The organism is Pseudomonas sp. SDO5271_S396, from assembly GCF_054071795.1.
The window spans coordinates 71,207-86,214 of the sequence record NZ_JBSVWB010000014.1 but is presented as its reverse complement, the minus strand read 5'-3'; the positions used below and the strand labels follow the sequence as shown (position 1 = coordinate 86,214).

Genomic DNA, 15,008 nt, shown 5'->3' with positions numbered 1-15,008 from the left:
TTGTGTGGGGGCTGGCTTGCCCGGCTCCCACACAACCACACGCCCACATTGGTTATGATGTCTGCTCCGAAACCGAGAGCAGAACAGGCCATGTCCGACGATATCCATTTCTACGAACCCGCCAACGGCCACGGCCTGCCCCATGATCCGTTCAATGCCATCGTCGGCCCACGACCCATCGGCTGGATCTCGTCCCACGACCGCGAAGGGCACCTGAACCTCGCGCCCTACAGTTTCTTCAATGCGTTCAATTACATTCCGCCGATCATTGGCTTTTCCAGTGTCGGGCGCAAAGACAGCCTGAACAATATCGAACAGACCGGTGAGTTTGTCTGGAACCTGGCCACCCGCCCGTTGGCCGAGCAGATGAACCTGAGTTGCTCCGCCGTTTCACCCGAGGTCAACGAATTCGAGTTGTCCGGCCTGACGCCGGTGGCATCGAAAATCGTCGGCGTGCCTCGAGTCGGCGAAAGCCCGGTGTCGTTCGAATGCAAGGTGACGCAGATCATTCAGCTGCAACGCGCCGACCAGGCCTTGGTACCAAGCTGGCTGGTGCTGGGCGAGGTCGTTGCGGTGCACATCGCCAAATGGCTGCTCAAGGACGGGATCTACGACACCGCCGCCGCCGAGCCTATCCTGCGCGGCGGCGGCCCGGCGGACTACTTCCAGTTGGGGCCGGAGGCCCTGTTCAAGATGCATCGACCCCGCTGATTGATCACTTTTCAACAAACACAACAAAACAGTGTGGGAGCCGGGCTTGCCCGCGATAGCGGCGTGTCAGCCACCCAATGAGTCGGCTGTCATGCCCTCATCGCGGGCAAGCCCGGCTCCCACATTTGTTCTTTGTTGGGCAGTAAAACGCGTCCGGCTTTAGCTTGCGACAGTCGCCCAGCTCAGTTGACCTTCTTCGTCGACATCGACCAATCGCTCCAATTGCACCGTCGCAGCATCGTCGGCATCGGACGCGGTCTTGAACGTCTGCCCATCAAGGATCTTGTGAAACTTCGGGGCGCCCATGCCATCCAGTGCCTTGACGGCGACGGCGGCGCTATAGCCACCTTCACCCGGTACTACGGCGGAAACGGCTTCGTGATGGGCAAATTGTTTACGTGCCATGTTGCAGGTCCTGGCCAATGAAAAGTCGGCCATTGTAACCCTCAGCCGGCGAGTTGCAGGTACTCGCCGTAGGCGTGTGCAGCGGATGCATCGGTGAAGGTCTGGAAGTCCATGCTGCGGACCACCATGTCGTTCAACAGCTCGGTAAAGATCATCAAGGCTGGAGAGTTGAAGTAGGCGCTCATGGCCTGCTCGCTGCTCCAGAAACCCGAGATCAGCCACACATCGGGGTCGGTCTGGGAATGCTGCAACGAAAATTGCAGGCAACCCTGAGCCTGGCGGCCCGGTTCGATCAAACTGCTCAAGCGTGCACCGAGTTCGGTGCTGCACCCGCTGCGTGCGCGGATAAAGGCCATATGGCTTGCGGGAATGGGGGTGGACATATTCGACTCTCCCGTTGAGAAGTGATGCTCGGCAAACACGGTGAGGGCGTGTTGCCACAGGATCAAAGATAACGGCGCGAGGGGGGACGCGGTTAGTCAATTCCTGCCGGCTTATTGCACAATCCTGCGAGAAGCGTAGACAGGCTGTTTATCCACCAGGGTTCATGCCCTGCCCATCCCCCATGTTTCAGGCAGATGACAGGCCCCGGGCTTGCCCGATTCACGTTCTGTCGCAGGATCAGGCAAGGATTGTGCAGAATCGACGTAGCACGCTTTGAAAAGCCGCCTATAAGCTTTATCCATCGTAGAAGCCACAGAGGGCATCCCATGTCGTCGTCGGAACACAAACCCCTTCCCCTCGATGCCGAGATGGAAAAGCAGCGCGCCGAACTGGCCAGCATCGTGCGCCGTCATACCTGGGAAGATGGCTCCTACGGTACGGCGGTGACGACACTGTTTCTCAACCGCCACAACGCGCCCCGGGATTTCATGCCGGTACTGGCGGAACCTGCCCTGTGCATTTTGGCCAGCGGCAGCAAGGAAGTGCGCCTGGCCGACGAGATCTTTGCCTACGACCCGCTCAACTACCTGGTGTTCTCGGTGGCGATGCCGGTGGCAGGCCGGATCATCGTAGCCACGCCGGAAGACCCGAACCTGTCGATACGGATCAACATCGACCCCAACCAGCTCACCGCGTTGATTGCCGAAGCCGGCCCGATGGGTGTGCCGTCGCGTCCGACCTCCCGCGGCATGTATGTGGACCGTATCGACGGCCAGTTGCTCGACGCCGTGCTGCGCCTGGTCCGCCTGCTGGATACACCCAAAGACATCGCGATGCTGGCGCCGCTGATCAATCGGGAAATTCTCTACCGTCTGTTGCGTGGGCCGCAGGGATATCGCTTGTATGAAATCGCCGTGGCCAACAGCCAGAGCCATCGGGTCAGCCAGGCGATCACCTGGTTGAACGGCAACTATGAACAACCGCTGCGTATCGATGACCTGGCCAAGGAAGTGAACCTGAGCGTGTCGACCCTGCACCATCGCTTCAAGGCGATCACCGCCATGAGCCCGTTGCAGTATCAGAAACAATTGCGCTTGCAGGAGGCTCGGCGACTGATGATTGCCGAGGGCCTGGAAGCCTCGGCAGCCGGCTATCGCGTAGGGTATGAAAGCCCGTCGCAGTTCAGTCGGGAATACAGCCGGTTGTTTGGCGCGCCGCCCCTGAGGGATCTGGCCCGGCTACGCCAGAGCCTCTGACTCAACGCAGATCAGTGGGTGAGCTGGCTTGTGTGGGAGCCGGGCTTGCCCGCGATGCAGACACCCCGGTATGTCAGTTACACCGCAGTGATTCCATCGCAGGCAAGCCAGCTCCCACAGGGTTTGGTGTGTACTCAGTCCAGACCGCGCGGTAGTTGCAAGGTCACCCGCAACCCGCCCTCGCGCAGATTCTGCAAACTCACTTCGCCACCATGGCTGTGGGCGATGTTGCGCGCAATCCCCAACCCCAGGCCATAGCCCTGCTGTTGCCCGGCCAACCGAAAGTGCGGCTCGAAGACTTGCTCCAGACGCTGTTCCGGCACACCCGGGCCTTCGTCGTCGACGTGCAGGATGAACTCGGTGCCATCGTCCTCGATATGCAGATGGGCGTTCTGTCCGTACTTGAGGGCGTTGTCGATCAGGTTGCCGATACACCGCTTGAGTGCCAGAGGTTTGCCCGGGTAGGTGACAAGAGCGCGACCGTGCTGGGTGACCCGACCATTGCCATTGGGCGCCAGGTACGGCTCCACCAGACAGTCGAGCACATGGTTGAGGTCGACAGCCTCGATGTTTTCATGGATGTCGGTGTCTTTCACGCATTGCAGCGCGCCCTTCACCAGCAATTCCAGCTCATCCAGGTCACGGCCAAACTTGGTTTGCAGGTTTTCGTCTTCCAGCAACTCCACACGCAGGCGCAGGCGCGTGATGGGTGTGCGCAAATCATGGGAAATCGCGCTGAACAATTGGCTGCGCTCAGTAAGGTAACGGCTGATACGCTCACGCATGGCGTTGAAGGCGCGCCCCACTTCCACCACCTCACTGCCGCCGCCTTCGGCCACCGGCTCCACGTCGGCGCCCAGCGACATGTCCCGCGCGGCCCGCGCCAGACGCTTGAGGGGTCGGCTCTGCCAGTGCACCAGCAGCCCGATGAACAACAGCAGGAAGCCGCTGGTCAGCACGATGAACCACACTTGCTGCGACGGCAGGCCTTGTTCTTCAAGGCTGGTGTAAGGCTCGGGCAGCAGCGAGGCGATGTACAGCCATTCGCCGGCGGCCAGTTGGATCTGGGTCACCAGCACGGGCGGGTTCACCGGTTCCAGGGTCAAGGCGTAATGCGCCCAGGAGCGCGGCAATTCATCGAGTTTCAGGCCGGCATTGAAAATGCGCAGGTCTTCGGCGCTGACAAACTCCACCGAGATATGCACATCGGCACCCAGGGTCTGGCGCAGCACGTCATCCACCGCCACCAACACCGCCTGCTTGCGGGGGGTCTGGGGTAGAACGGCCATGTCCAGGGGGCGGTCGTTGAGCGTCACCACAAAACGGGTGCCGCCCATGCTGCGCAATTGGTCAAGGACCAGGGGACGATAGGCCACCGGCAATGAGCGGAAGTAACTCACGCTGGCCGTCATCGAATGCGCCAGGCTGCGGGCGCTGGTGACCAGGCCTTCGAGCTGGGTGGCGCGCAACTGTGAAACCCAGATCACGCTGGACAGCGCCTGGGCGAACAGCACCGCCAGCAGGGTCAGCAGCAGCATGCGCCCCAACAGCGAGCGCGGCACCGGAAAGCGCCGGTGGCGCTCGGTCAGATGTTCAGTGGGCATTGCCGGCAACCACGCTGGCTGCCAGTTGGTAACCGCTGCCGCGCACGGTGCGAATCAGCCTGGGTGGCTTTTCGGTGTCGCGCAGGCGCTGGCGCAGGCGGCTGACGGCCATGTCGACGATACGGTCCAGCGGCATCAGATCGCGGCCACGGGTGGCGTTGCCGATGGTGTCGCGGTCGAGAATCTGTTGGGGATGGTCGAGAAACAATTTGAGCAAGGCAAAGTCGGCACCGGAGAGGATCACTTCCTCGCCATCCACATGGAACAGGCGATGGCTGATCATGTCCAGACGCCATTCATCGAACACCAGCACATCGCTGCTGGCACTGCGCTCCTGGCCGAACTGGCAGCGGCGCAACAACGCCTTGATCCGCGCCTGCAACTCGCGTGGGCTGAACGGCTTGCCAATGTAGTCATCGGCACCCAGCTCCAGGCCGATCACGCGGTCGGCTTCGTCGGAACTGGCGGTGAGCATGATGATCGGCACCTGCGCCTGGCGCGGGTGCTGGCGAATCCAGCGGCAGAGGCTGAAACCGTCTTCATCCGGCAACATCACATCGAGGATGACCAGGTCGCAGGGCGCCTCGTTCATCGCCTGGCGAAACCCCGCGCCATTCGGCACCCCACGCACCTGGAAACCGGCGCGGCTGAGGTAGGTTTGCAGCAACTCGCGGATTTCTTCGTCGTCGTCGACGAGGAGAATCGATTTACTGATTACGCTCACGGGGTCCTCCTTGTTGTTATGGCCAAGCTTAAGTCATTTGTTGCCCTTGAGGCCCTATCGCAGGCAAGCCAGCTCCCACACTTGACTGCATTCCAAGTTTGGAACTCGATCAACCGTGGGCGCTGGCTTGCCTGCGATGAGGCCGTCAGCCCCTACGCAAATGCCTGCTCAAGTGCCACTCCTGCCCCGGTCAACCCGGAGTAAGGCGCGGTCACCAACCACACCGGAATACCTTTGAAGTAGTCACTCATGCAGCCCTTGTCACCGAAGCTCTTGGCAAAGCCGCTGTTGATAAAGAAGTCGGCAAACCTCGGAATCACCCCGCCCACGATATACACGCCACCCCGTCCACCGGTGGTCAGTACGTTGTTACCGGCTACCCGGCCCAGCCAGATGCTGAACTGGTTCAATACTTCCATCGCCACCGGGTCGCCCGCCAGGCCCGCTGCCGTAATGGCTTCGGGCGTGTCCAGCACCGGCTCGTGACCATCGACCGCACAGATCGCGCGGTACACACGCGGTAAACCGCCTCCACTCAAGGCAGTTTCGGCACTGACATGGCCGATCTCAGTGTAGATGTGCTGCCACAACTGGGTTTCACGCGGGCTGCTCAGCGGCAGGTCGACGTGGCCGCCCTCCCCCGGCAACGCCGCAAAACGGCCAGCGCCGAGATCCAGCAGAGTGCCGACGCCAAGGCCGGTGCCCGGGCCGATCACCACCGCCGGGCGCAACGGCTCCGGCGTGCCTTCGCAGACCACGCGGAACTCGTCGGGCTTGAGGCGCGTCATGCCCAGGGCCATGGCCGAGAAATCATTGACCAGCAGCAGTTCGTCCACCTGCAAGGTTTTGCAGAACGCAGTCTTGCTCAGCCGCCAGTGATTGTTGGTGAATTTAAATTCATCCCCGCTCACCGGGCCCGCTACCGACAGGCACACCGCGCCAATGTCGCCGATTTCCAGGCCTTCCTCCTTGAGGTACACCTTGATGGCGTCCTCAGGGCTCGGGTAATCCGCGGTGGCATGCACACGGATCGAATGCAGTTCCTGATCCCGCCACAACGCAAAACGGGCGTTGGTGCCCCCGATGTCACCGACCAGCGCAAGCTTCACTTAAGCGTCTCCAAGGCAGCGGTAAAGGCGCTGGCGCCTTGCTCTGCGGAGCTTGCGGCCAAGCGCATGAATGCAAACAGCTCGCGACCGGCCCCCACATTGTTGCCCAACAGGCCCGTGGCAGGCGTACGCGCTGCAAATTCTTCAGCGTCCACCTTAAGCTCCAGGGTGCCGGTGACGCCATCGACGCGAATGATATCGCCATCGCGCACCCGCGCCAGTGGCCCGCCGCTCTGGGCTTCGGGGTTGACGTGGATCGCGGCGGGAATCTTACCCGACGCGCCGGACATACGCCCGTCTGTTACGAGGGCCACTTTGAAGCCACGGTCCTGCAATACGCCGAGGAACGGGGTCATCTTGTGCAATTCGGGCATGCCGTTGGAGCGCGGACCCTGGAAACGCATCACGGCGACGAAGTCTTTTTCCAGCTGGCCGGCCTTGAACGCATCGGCCAAGTCCTGCTGGTCCTGGAATACCACCGCTGGCGCTTCGACGATCTGATGTTCGAGGGCGACGGCCGAGACTTTCATCACGCCACGTCCCAGGTTGCCTTCCATCACACGCAGGCCACCTTCCGGCGAAAACGCCCGGGCCACGGGGCGCAGGATGCTTTCGTCGAGGCTTTCGATGGGACCATCGCGCCAGATGAGTTCGCCGTCCACCAGGAACGGCTCCTGGGTATAACGGCTCAGGCCCTTGCCGGCCACAGTGTTGACGTCTTCATGGAGCAGGCCGGCTTCGAGCAGTTCACGGATCAGGAACGACATGCCGCCCGCCGCCTGGAAGTGGTTGATGTCGGCCTTGCCGTTCGGATACACGTGGGACAGGGTCGGCACCACCTCGGAGAGGTCGGCCATGTCCTGCCAGGTGAGGATGATGCCCGCCGACATGGCGATGGCCGGCATGTGCAGGGTGTGGTTGGTGGAACCGCCGGTGGCGTTGAGGGCGACGATGGAGTTGACGATGGATTTCTCGTCGACGATCTCGCCGATCGGCGTGAAGCTGCCGTTGGCCTTGGTCAGGCGCGTGACCTGGTGCGCGGCTTCGCGGGTCAGCGCGTCACGCAGCGGCGTGTACGGGTTGACGAACGAGGCGCCCGGCAGGTGCAGGCCCATGACCTCCATCAGCAACTGGTTGGTGTTGGCGGTGCCGTAGAAGGTGCAGGTGCCGGGGCTGTGGTAGGACTTCATCTCCGATTCCAGCAGCTCTTCGCGGGTGGCCTTGCCTTCGGCGTAGCGCTGGCGCACGTCGGCCTTCTGTTTGTTGGAGATACCTGACGGCATCGGGCCGCCCGGGACGAAGATCATCGGCAAATGGCCGTAACGCAGCGCACCCATCATCAGGCCGGGGACGATCTTGTCGCAGATGCCCAGCATCAACGCGGCATCGAACATGTTGTGGGACAGCGCTACCGCCGTGGACATGGCAATGACTTCACGGCTGAGCAGGCTCAGTTCCATGCCCGGCTCGCCTTGAGTCACACCGTCGCACATGGCGGGGGTGCCACCGGCGAACTGGCCGACCGAGCCGACCTCGCGCAGGGCTTTCTTGATCTGTTCGGGGAAATGTTCGTACGGCTGATGCGCCGACAGCATGTCGTTATATGACGAAACAATTGCCACGTTGGCGGCATTCATCATGCGCAGACTATTTTTATCTTCAGTACCGCAGCCGGCGACGCCGTGGGCAAAGTTGGCGCATTGCAGCTTGCCGCGCATCGGACCGTCGCTGGCCGCGCCGCGAATGAGCGCAAGGTAGGCCTCGCGGGTGGCGCGGCTGCGGGCGATAAGCCGTTCGGTGACCTCAAGAACGCGGGGATGCATGTATAGAACTCCAGGCTAACGGATGTGGTGACCCTCGTTCCTATGCTGGTCAAACGCCCGCCGTGAAGAGGTTGGCAGGGTGTTACTTGACCAATCGGACCAGTTGATTCAGGTCACTCGTTGTAGATTGAACAAAATATTGCCACTAAAAAGGCTTGTTTTCTATTTTTATGCGAATAATCTTGTAATTCTTACAACAAATCGACGACAGGCACCTTCCAATGACTCTTCGTATCGCAATCAATGGTTTTGGCCGTATCGGCCGTAATGTCCTGCGCGCACTGTATACCCAAGGCTACCGCCAGGATTTGCAGATCGTCGCCATCAACGATCTGGGCGACAGCTCGATCAATGCCCACCTGCTCAAATTCGATACCGTGCATGGCACTTTCGACGCAGAGGTCGCCCACGATCAGGAAAGCCTGACCGTCAATGGTGACCGGATTGCCGTCAGTGCCATTCGCAATCCGGCCGAACTGCCCTGGGCCGCGCTGAAGATCGATGTGGTCTTCGAATGCACCGGCCTGTTCACCGACCGTGCCAAGGCGGCTGCCCATATCAGCGCCGGCGCGCGCAAGGTGATCATTTCGGCACCGGCCAAAGGCGCGGACGCCACCGTGGTCTACGGCGTGAACCACGACATTCTGCGCCAATCCCACCAGATCATCTCCAACGCGTCGTGCACCACCAACTGCCTGGCGCCGGTCGCCCAGGTGCTGCATCGCGAACTGGGCATCGAAAGCGGCCTGATGACCACCATTCATGCCTACACCAACGACCAGAACCTGACCGATGTTTACCACACCGACCCGTACCGCGCGCGTTCGGCCACGCAGAACATGATCCCGAGCAAGACCGGCGCCGCCGAAGCCGTCGGCCTGGTACTGCCGGAACTGGCCGGCAAGCTCACCGGCATGGCCGTGCGGGTACCGGTGATCAACGTGTCGCTGGTGGACCTCACCGTCACCCTGAAAAAAGACGCCACCGCCGAGGAAGTCAACGCGCTGCTGAAAGAAGCCAGCCAGCACTCGAAAATCCTCGGTTACAACACCCTGCCGCTGGTTTCGAGCGACTTCAACCACAACCCGCTGTCGTCGATTTTCGATGCCAATCACACCAAGGTCAGCGGCAAGTTGCTCAAAGTTCTCGCCTGGTATGACAACGAGTGGGGTTTCTCCAACCGCATGCTGGATAACTGCCTGGCGCTGTGCAACGCCGAATAACCCGGCAGGGCGGGCTTTTGTGGGAGCGGGCTGGCTCGCGAATACGGTGTATCAGTTAATACAGGTGTGACTGATGTATCGCATTCGCGGGCAAGCCCGCTCCCACATGTAGCCTGCGCAAATCCGCTCAAAGTGCCACTTGCCATTTCAGTTGATGATAAGCATTATCATTAACTGCAAATCGGTCTGGTGTCGCTGTGAGCCTATCTCGCTTCAATCACGTCTTCCTCACCCAACGGGTGATCCTGCTTCGTACCTTGCAGCGAATGGTGAATAACCACAGCACCGCCGAGGACCTGTTGCAGGAAACCTACCTGCGCGTCACCCGGGCCCTGAGTGAGCGACCCATCGATCATCTCGAACCCTTCGTGTACCAGACCGCACGCAACCTGGCGCTCGATCACCTGCGTTCGCGCAGGATCCAGGCCCGCACGCTGCAGGAAGATGTCCCGATGGATGTCCTGCAAAGTGTCGCAGCCCCCATCAGCACGCCCGAAGACGCCATGCAGGCCGAGCAATTGCTCGAGCACCTGAGCGTCAGCCTGGGTCAGTTGAGCGCCCGCCAGCAACGGATCTTCATCCTCAGCCGCCTCCACGGTTGCAGTTACCAGGAAATTGCCGATCAACTGGAAGTGTCCTTGAGCACGGTGCAAAAGGAACTGAAATTGATCATGGCCATCTGTGTAGGTGTGGCCGAACGCATGGATCAGCCTTAAGCTTCATCCGACAGAACGGTCGATCCAGGCTGTAGGAAAATGAATAAAACGTGGCGAAGACCCGAGGCACACCGTGACGGACCCGAATAAACTGCGACCCCATGAGCTGGCTCATGAGGTGTTGCAAGACACGGCTATGGACCAGGCCCTCGACTGGCTGATCGCATTGCAGTGCCCACAGCCCGGGCAGCAGGCCGAGTTCGAAGCCTGGCTGGCCCGTGACCCGGCCCATGTCCACGCCTTTGGCAAGGCCCAGGCCGCCTGGGGCGGCGCGCCGGTGCACAGCGCCGCCGTGGCCCTGGCCGCGCCGCGCAAACCCAGCGCCTGGCGCCGCATCAAACCCCACTGGAAACCCTTGGCCACTGCCGCCGTGTTGCTGTTGGGCCTGTTCAGCTTCAGCAATCTGCCCGTGCGCCTGCAGGCCGATCACCTCACTGTGGTCGGCGAACGCCAGCGCGTGCAATTGGACGACGGTTCGAAAGTGCTGCTGAACACCAATTCGGCGTTCTCCAGCAGCATCAAGGACCATCAGCGCATCGCCCGCCTCTACCAGGGCGAAGCGTTTTTCGAAGTAATGCCCAGCCGTGGCCTGCCGCTAGAGATCGATGCCGGCCCCGTGCGCGCCCGCGTACGAGATACCGCATTTGCCGTGCGCTACCTGAACGGCGAAGCCCAGGTACAAGTGCAGCGCGGCGATGTCGACCTGAGCAACACCTTCGACGATGCCCGCGTACGCCTGAGCGCCGGTGAAAGCATCCGCATCGGGCCCAAGGGCTTCGGCGCCCCCGGCAAGCTCGATGTGAACAAGGACCTGGCCTGGGTTCAGGGCCGGCTGATTTTCGAAAACTGCCCGATGAGTGAAGTGCTCGCCGAGCTGCGCCGCTATTACCCGGGCTGGATCGTCAACACCAACGACAAGCTCGCCAGCACCGCCGTCACCGGCAACTATCGCCTCGACCAACCGCTGGACGTGGTGCGTTCCCTGGCCCACATCACCTCGGCCAAGCTGTCGGAATACCCGGCGCTGGTCATCCTGAACTAGATGAGAATTATTTTTACTCGATAGCTGACGGTGGTACGTCTCGTCATAGCCAATGCAACTGATTCCTATTTGTCTCGGTTCGCAACTATAAGATTCGTACCCCCGGAGCGCTCTCGATGTCCTCTCGTTTCAACCGCCGGTCCTCTTCGCCCGTCCTGTCCCTGCTGACCGCCGCCATTCTGCTGGCCGGTGCACCGGCCATGGCGGCATCCGCCGTCGAACCCACCCCACGCAGCCACGGCAACTACAGCTTCAGCATCGAACAGCAACCGCTGGTCTCGGCACTGAACGCCTTCACCGCCGTGACCGGCTGGCAAGTCGGCCTGCCCGCCGAGCTCGGCCAGGGTGTGTCGTCCCCTGGCGTGCAGGGTGCGTTGTCGCCGGAAAAAGCCCTGGACCGACTGTTGGTGGGGACCAACCTGAGCTACCGCAAACTGGGCAACAACAACATCGTCCTGGAAAAACGCACGTCCGGCGGCACCCTCAACCTGCAACAGGTGACCATCAGCGCCACGCGTAACGCGCAGGACATCAGCAGCGTACCGAGCACCGTAACCGTTCAGGAACGCGAGGACCTGGACCGCCAGAACGTCAACACCATCCGCGAACTGGTGCGTTACGAACCCAACGTTTCCGTCGGCGGGGCCGGCGGTCGTTCGAGCAATTCGGGCTACAACATTCGCGGCATCGACGGCGACCGCATCCTCACCCAGGTGGACGGCGTGGAAGTCCCGGACAACTTCTTCAACGGCCCCTACGCCAAGACCCGCCGCAACTACGTCGACCCGGAAATCGTCAAGCGCGTGGAAATCCTTCGCGGCCCGGCGTCGGCCCTGTACGGCAGCAGCGCGATTGGCGGCGCCGTGAGCTACTTCACCCTCGACCCCGATGACATCATCAAGCCCGGCCAGGACTTCGGCGCCCGCCTGAAAACCGGCTACAGCTCCGACGATGAGAGCTGGTTGACCTCCGGCACCGTGGCCGGTCGCGTGCAGGACTTCGACGGCCTGCTGCACCTGAGCCAACGCAATGGCCATGAAATGGAGTCCTACGACGGCAACAACGCCACCGGCCTGGCCCGCACCGGCGCCAACCCCGAAGACGCGCGCACGACCAACGTGCTGGCCAAACTGGGTTGGAACTATGGCGATGACAATCGCCTGGGCCTGACCTACGAGAAGTACAAGGACGATCGCGACGTCAACCTCAAGAGCGCCGTGGGCGGTCCGTTCACCGGCGGTCGCGGTTTCAACTTCTATCGGGCGCGTTCCGGTAACGACACCATCACCCGCGAACGTTTTGGCATCGAAAACCGCTTCGCCCTGGACTCGCCGATTGCCGATCAGATCAAGACCAGCCTCAATTACCAGATCGCCAAGACCGACCAGTCCACCGCCGAAATCTACCAGCCATCCCGCCGTGTCCTGCGCACCCGCGACACCCTGTACGAAGAAAAGCAGTGGGTTTTCGATGCCCAGCTGGACAAGGCCTTCAGCCTCGGCGACACCGATCACCAGGTCACATACGGCACCACCCTCAAGCAGCAGAAAGTCACCGGCTCGCGCGAAGGCGCAGCCACCTGCCTGGCCGTCGGCGGTGGTTGCACAGCCATCGGTGCACCCAGCCCGACCGCCAGCGACAGCGTGAAGAAGGCCAGCGATTTCCCGGACCCGACCATCAACACCTACTCGCTGTTCGTGCAGGACCAGATCGCCTGGGACAAATGGACCTTCCTGCCCGCCCTGCGCTACGACTACACCCAACTCAAGCCCAAGCTGACGGAAGAGTTCCTCAACACCGTCGACCCGACGCGGATCTACGCCCACAGTGACAAGGAAAAAACCTGGCACCGTGTCACGCCCAAATTCGGCCTGACCTATGCGCTGACCGACCAGTACACCTGGTTTGGCCAGTACGCCGAAGGCTTCCGCACTCCGTCCGCCAAAGCCTTGTACGGGCGCTTTGAAAACCTGCAACAGGGCTATACCGTCGAGCCCAACCCGGACCTCAAGCCGGAAAGCAGCAAAGGTGTGGAAACCGGGATTCGCGGCAACTTCGATGCGGGGTCCTTCGATATCGCCGTGTTCTACAACAAATACCGCAACTTCATCGACGAGGACGCGTCCATCGCCGGCGGTACCGCGCAGCAGTTCGAAGCCAATAACATCAAGCACGCCACCATCAAGGGGATCGAAGCCAAAGGGCGCCTGAACCTCGACGCGTTCGGCGCACCGCACGGCCTGTACACCCAGGGCTCGGTGGGCTACACCTATGGCCGCAACGACGACAACGGCGAAGCGCTCAACAGCGTCAACCCGCTCAAGGGCGTATTCGGCCTGGGCTACGACCAGGACAACTACGGCGGCCTGCTGAGCTGGACCTTGGTCAAAAAACAGAACCGCGTCGACAGCACCACCTTCCACGCGCCTGACGGCAGCACCACAGGCCCCTTCAAAACCCCGGGTTTCGGCGTGCTCGACCTGACGGGTTTCTACAAGGTCACCCAGGACGTCACCGTCAATGGCGGCCTGTACAACCTGGCCGACAAAAAATACTGGAACTGGGATGACGTGCGCAGTTACGACGGCGTCGGCGAAGCTGGCGTGACCTCCCCCGCCAACCTGGACCGCCTGACCCAGCCCGGCCGCCACTTTGCAATCAACGTGGTCTGGGACATCTGACCTCTGCGCTCACCTGGCCGGTTTTTCTCACCGGCCAGGTGAGGATTTTTTACTGTGCCGCGTCTTCCTGTTCGTCTAGTTGATAACCGCTCTCTTTAGAGCCACACGGCGCATCCCTTCTCAAGGACTTTTTCCGATGACCGCTTCTCCTACCGCAGAACGCCCAAGCCTGCGCTCCCAGCGCCTGAACCAGATCACCCACGAGCCACATACCAAGCTCGACGCACTGGTCAAGGCCCATGCCCCGTTTGAAACCCAGGCCAACTTCGCCCGCTTCGTGGTGGCGCAATATCTGTTCCAGTCGGAACTGGTAGCCCTGTACAACGACCCCGAGCTGATCAAGATCGTCCCTGACCTGGCCGAGCGCTGCCGTGCCGAAGCCGCCAAGCTGGACCTGGGCGACCTGGAGACCGAAGTGCCGGCACCGGTCGCCGGCGCGGTGAAAAACCCGAGCAAAGCCGAAGCCCTCGGCTGGCTGTTCGTGTCAGAGGGCTCCAAGCTCGGTGCCGCGTTCCTGATCAAGCGCGCCGTGGGCCTGGGCCTGAGCGAAACCTTCGGTGCCCGTCACCTGGGCGAGCCGGCTGGTGGTCGCGCCGAAGGCTGGAAAACCTTCACCCGCACCCTCGACAGCCTGACGTTCAGCGCCGAAGAAGAAGCGGCGGCGGAAAAAGGCGCGATTGACGCATTCGTACGCTTCACGGTGTTGCTGGAACAGGCGTACGCTGGCGCTCCTGAACTCGCGTAACGCTCCTCATTGTGGGAGCTGGCTTGCCTGCGATAGGGGCATATCAGGCTATACATGTATAGCTGACAGACCGCTGTCGCAGGCAAGCCAGCTCCCACACTCGATTGCATTTCAACTCCAAGAATCCTCCAGATAAGCTTCACCATGACCGGCAAACCCCAACCCCCGTCGAAAATCGCGCAGCTCCTGTTCGGTCTGCTGGCCTACGTCAGCCTGGGCATCGGGTTGGTGGCGATTGTCGTGCCGGGCTTGCCCACTACCGAATTCATCCTGCTGGCCGCCTGGGCCGCCACCAAAAGCTCGCCGCGCCTGAGTGCCTGGCTGGAAAACCACCGCTTGTTCGGGCCGATCCTGTTCAACTGGCGCAACGGCAAGATCATCGCCCGCCGGGCCAAGATCAGCGCCACGGTCAGCATGCTGTTGTGCGCCGGCTTGATGCTGGTGATGCTCGATCACGGCTGGCCCGTCTACCTGGCGATTGCCGGCATGGGCCTGGGCAACCTGTGGATCTGGTCACGCCCCGAGCGGCTTGCACAGCCCGTATAACGCCGCCTCCAGGGTTTTCCTACCACTCATCGCCTGCTC

14 protein-coding genes are annotated in these 15,008 nt (G+C 61.5%); 8 read left to right on the top strand and 6 right to left on the bottom strand.

The annotated features are described in order from the left end of the window. The first annotated feature begins 90 nt into the window (after window positions 1–90). Window positions 91–711, top strand: coding sequence for a flavin reductase family protein (locus ACW9IN_RS12695; protein WP_457366191.1), 621 nt, complete (start codon window positions 91–93; stop codon window positions 709–711). 159 nt (window positions 712–870) lie between these two features. Here ACW9IN_RS12695 and ACW9IN_RS12690 read toward each other — a convergent pair whose 3' ends face one another. Both ACW9IN_RS12690 and ACW9IN_RS12685 read right to left on the bottom strand, forming a co-directional pair. Next, window positions 871–1,116 carry a hypothetical protein gene (locus ACW9IN_RS12690; RefSeq protein ID WP_457366190.1) on the bottom strand — a complete coding sequence of 82 codons (246 nt, stop codon included), beginning with the start codon at window positions 1,114–1,116 and terminating at the stop codon, window positions 871–873. Window positions 1,117–1,157: 41 nt separating this feature from the next. Then, on the bottom strand, window positions 1,158–1,499 hold the full coding sequence (locus tag ACW9IN_RS12685; protein WP_457366189.1) for an antibiotic biosynthesis monooxygenase family protein: 342 nt from the start codon (window positions 1,497–1,499) through the stop codon (window positions 1,158–1,160). Window positions 1,500–1,826: 327 nt separating this feature from the next. Between ACW9IN_RS12685 and ACW9IN_RS12680 the strand changes: the two genes are divergently transcribed. Next, window positions 1,827–2,756: an AraC family transcriptional regulator gene (locus tag ACW9IN_RS12680; protein ID WP_457366188.1), complete on the top strand. Its 930-nt coding sequence runs from the start codon at window positions 1,827–1,829 to the stop codon at window positions 2,754–2,756. A gap of 134 nt (window positions 2,757–2,890) precedes the next feature. Here ACW9IN_RS12680 and ACW9IN_RS12675 read toward each other — a convergent pair whose 3' ends face one another. From ACW9IN_RS12675 to edd, 4 genes are all read right to left on the bottom strand, one after another. After that, complete coding sequence (locus ACW9IN_RS12675; protein WP_457366217.1) at window positions 2,891–4,318, bottom strand: ATP-binding protein; 1,428 nt, start codon at window positions 4,316–4,318, stop codon at window positions 2,891–2,893. Between the two features lie 31 nt (window positions 4,319–4,349). After that, the gene (locus tag ACW9IN_RS12670) at window positions 4,350–5,084 is read right to left on the bottom strand and encodes a response regulator (RefSeq protein WP_457366187.1); all 735 of its coding nucleotides are present in this window, start codon (window positions 5,082–5,084) and stop codon (window positions 4,350–4,352) included. A gap of 152 nt (window positions 5,085–5,236) precedes the next feature. Beyond that, window positions 5,237–6,193, bottom strand: coding sequence for a glucokinase (locus tag ACW9IN_RS12665; RefSeq protein ID WP_457366186.1), 957 nt, complete (start codon window positions 6,191–6,193; stop codon window positions 5,237–5,239). Continuing rightward, window positions 6,190–8,016 carry a phosphogluconate dehydratase gene (gene edd / locus ACW9IN_RS12660; protein ID WP_457366185.1) on the bottom strand — a complete coding sequence of 609 codons (1,827 nt, stop codon included), beginning with the start codon at window positions 8,014–8,016 and terminating at the stop codon, window positions 6,190–6,192. The genes ACW9IN_RS12665 and edd overlap by 4 nt, the downstream gene beginning before the upstream one ends. A 221-nt stretch (window positions 8,017–8,237) precedes the next feature. Between edd and gap the strand changes: the two genes are divergently transcribed. The 6 genes from gap to ACW9IN_RS12630 all read left to right on the top strand — a co-directional run bounded on the left by gap (window position 8,238) and on the right by ACW9IN_RS12630 (window position 14,969). After that, window positions 8,238–9,239 (top strand): type I glyceraldehyde-3-phosphate dehydrogenase, encoded by a 1,002-nt coding sequence (gene gap / locus ACW9IN_RS12655; RefSeq protein WP_457366184.1) that lies wholly within the window; start codon window positions 8,238–8,240, stop codon window positions 9,237–9,239. 197 nt (window positions 9,240–9,436) lie between these two features. Further along, complete coding sequence (locus tag ACW9IN_RS12650; protein WP_457366183.1) at window positions 9,437–9,955, top strand: RNA polymerase sigma factor; 519 nt, start codon at window positions 9,437–9,439, stop codon at window positions 9,953–9,955. 73 nt (window positions 9,956–10,028) lie between these two features. After that, window positions 10,029–10,997, top strand: coding sequence for a FecR family protein (locus ACW9IN_RS12645; protein ID WP_457366182.1), 969 nt, complete (start codon window positions 10,029–10,031; stop codon window positions 10,995–10,997). 116 nt (window positions 10,998–11,113) lie between these two features. Then, on the top strand, window positions 11,114–13,678 hold the full coding sequence (locus tag ACW9IN_RS12640; RefSeq protein WP_457366181.1) for a TonB-dependent receptor: 2,565 nt from the start codon (window positions 11,114–11,116) through the stop codon (window positions 13,676–13,678). Between the two features lie 136 nt (window positions 13,679–13,814). After that, the gene (locus tag ACW9IN_RS12635; protein ID WP_457366180.1) at window positions 13,815–14,423 is read left to right on the top strand and encodes a biliverdin-producing heme oxygenase; all 609 of its coding nucleotides are present in this window, start codon (window positions 13,815–13,817) and stop codon (window positions 14,421–14,423) included. 144 nt (window positions 14,424–14,567) lie between these two features. After that, window positions 14,568–14,969 (top strand): YbaN family protein, encoded by a 402-nt coding sequence (locus tag ACW9IN_RS12630; protein ID WP_457366179.1) that lies wholly within the window; start codon window positions 14,568–14,570, stop codon window positions 14,967–14,969. The last annotated feature ends 39 nt before the right edge of the window (window positions 14,970–15,008 follow it).

Bases quoted from the DNA above. Each gene is read 5' to 3' on its own strand.
- ACW9IN_RS12685 (WP_457366189.1), bottom strand. From the start codon at position 1,499: ATGTCCACCCCCATTCCCGCAAGCCATATGGCCTTTATCCGCGCACGC.
- ACW9IN_RS12630 (WP_457366179.1), top strand. From the start codon at position 14,568: ATGACCGGCAAACCCCAACCCCCGTCGAAAATCGCGCAGCTCCTGTTC.
- edd (WP_457366185.1), bottom strand. From the start codon at position 8,016: ATGCATCCCCGCGTTCTTGAGGTCACCGAACGGCTTATCGCCCGCAGC.
- ACW9IN_RS12640 (WP_457366181.1), top strand. From the start codon at position 11,114: ATGTCCTCTCGTTTCAACCGCCGGTCCTCTTCGCCCGTCCTGTCCCTG.
- ACW9IN_RS12680 (WP_457366188.1), top strand. From the start codon at position 1,827: ATGTCGTCGTCGGAACACAAACCCCTTCCCCTCGATGCCGAGATGGAA.
- ACW9IN_RS12635 (WP_457366180.1), top strand. From the start codon at position 13,815: ATGACCGCTTCTCCTACCGCAGAACGCCCAAGCCTGCGCTCCCAGCGC.
- ACW9IN_RS12695 (WP_457366191.1), top strand. From the start codon at position 91: ATGTCCGACGATATCCATTTCTACGAACCCGCCAACGGCCACGGCCTG.
- ACW9IN_RS12690 (WP_457366190.1), bottom strand. From the start codon at position 1,116: ATGGCACGTAAACAATTTGCCCATCACGAAGCCGTTTCCGCCGTAGTA.
- gap (WP_457366184.1), top strand. From the start codon at position 8,238: ATGACTCTTCGTATCGCAATCAATGGTTTTGGCCGTATCGGCCGTAAT.